The organism is Mesorhizobium sp. M7A.F.Ca.AU.002.02.1.1, from assembly GCF_003998535.1.
GTDB lineage: Bacteria > Pseudomonadota > Alphaproteobacteria > Rhizobiales > Rhizobiaceae > Mesorhizobium > Mesorhizobium ciceri.
In genome coordinates, this window is the sequence record NZ_RZPB01001141.1 from 1 (window position 1) to 1,384 (window position 1,384).

The following is a 1,384-nucleotide window of genomic DNA, read 5'->3' on the forward strand; positions in this document are numbered from 1 at the left end:
ATGCAGCACGGCATGACGCTCGCCATCGGTGGCCGCGCGACCCTGCATGCCAGCCTCGGCTTCCTTGCCCGCCGGCAGTTGAAGCGTGCCTGTGTGGTGGCGCTCGTCGGCAGCCTGCCGCACTCGCAATGGATCAATCCGTCCATCGTTGCCGCCAAGGTAGCCGATGTCTTCGAGGTCGACAGCTACCAGATCACCGCGCCGGTCACGGTCGACAATTCCTCGCTGCGCGATCTCCTCTGGGCGCAGCCGACCCTGCAGGATGTACGCCAACGCGCGGCCGCCGCCGACATCGCGCTGCTCACCGTCGGCGACATGTCGCCGGACGCCACCATCTTCCGGCATGGCATCGTTCCGTCATCGCTGATCGCTCCGTTGAAAGCGAAGGGCGCGGTCGCCAACATGCTGTGCTATTTCGTCGATGCCAATGGCCGTTTGGTGGACCACGAGGTAAACGGGCGTGTCATGGCCATCGATCTCGATGTGGTCGGCAAGGTGCCGAATGTGGTTCTCGCCGCGGGCGGCAAGCGCAAGGTCGCGGCGATCCTCGCCGCACTGAAAGCCGTCGACACCAATGTGCTGATCACTGACAGCGATACCGCCACGGCGCTGCTTGCCAAGGGCGGTTAGATCAGCCCGCGCTCGCGCAAAAAATCCTCGACGCCGACATGGGTCATGGATTCGAATTCGGCGATCGCCTCGGCCACCCGCTTGCGCTGCGCCGCCAACAGTGTGAACACCTGCTTCATCTCGCCGGAAACACCAAAACGGCTCCACCGCTCGGCGATATGCGTGGGCAGACCGATGTCGGCGCAGAACGCGTCCAGACTGTCATAGCCGAGGCTGGCGACGAGCTGCCTGGTCTCCTCCGCCGACATGCGAGGCTCGAAGGCGTGGTCGTGCAGGCGCTGCGCCACCAGCTTGATGTCGGATGGCGACGCACCCATGACCTTGCCGAACAGGGTTTTGACGTCAGATGGGTCGAATGCAGGCATATTTGGCCTCCCTGGATCGCAATCCAGATAGAACATGGGTCAAGGGTCAGCGCCTGACAAGTCGTTTCTGTCGCAAGCCGGCGCATCAGTCGGCGCCGGCTTCTGCTTGGTGGATCAGACCAGCAGGCCCATCGGATTTTCAAGGAGGTTCTTGAAGGCGACCAGCAGTTCGGCACCCAGCGCACCGTCCACGGCGCGGTGGTCGGTCGACAGCGTCACCGACATCACGGTGGCTATTCTGATCTCGCCGTTCTTGACCACTGCCCGCTCCTCGCCGGCGCCGACTGCCAGGATGGTCGCGTGCGGCGGGTTGATGACCGCGGCAAAATCCTTGATGCCGAACATGCCGAGATTGGACACCGCCGTGGTGCCACCCTGATACTCTTCCG

At 63.5% G+C, this 1,384-nt stretch carries 3 protein-coding genes; 1 reads left to right on the forward strand and 2 read right to left on the reverse strand.

Annotation, left to right across the window (positions count from 1 at the left end; genetic code table 11):
- On the forward strand, positions 1 to 630 hold a 630-nt coding region (locus EN879_RS35870), incomplete at its 5' end, for a sugar-binding domain-containing protein (RefSeq protein WP_245493932.1).
- On the opposite strand, the gene EN879_RS35875 is transcribed toward EN879_RS35870, so the two are convergent.
- The gene (locus EN879_RS35875; protein WP_013529317.1) at positions 627 to 995 is read right to left on the reverse strand and encodes a hypothetical protein; all 369 of its coding nucleotides are present in this window, start codon (positions 993 to 995) and stop codon (positions 627 to 629) included. The two genes, EN879_RS35870 and EN879_RS35875, sit on opposite strands and share 4 nt — an antisense overlap.
- 114 nt (positions 996 to 1,109) lie before the next feature.
- Positions 1,110 to 1,384: 2-oxo acid dehydrogenase subunit E2 (locus tag EN879_RS35880; RefSeq protein ID WP_206521081.1), on the reverse strand; the 275-nt coding region annotated here is incomplete at its 5' end.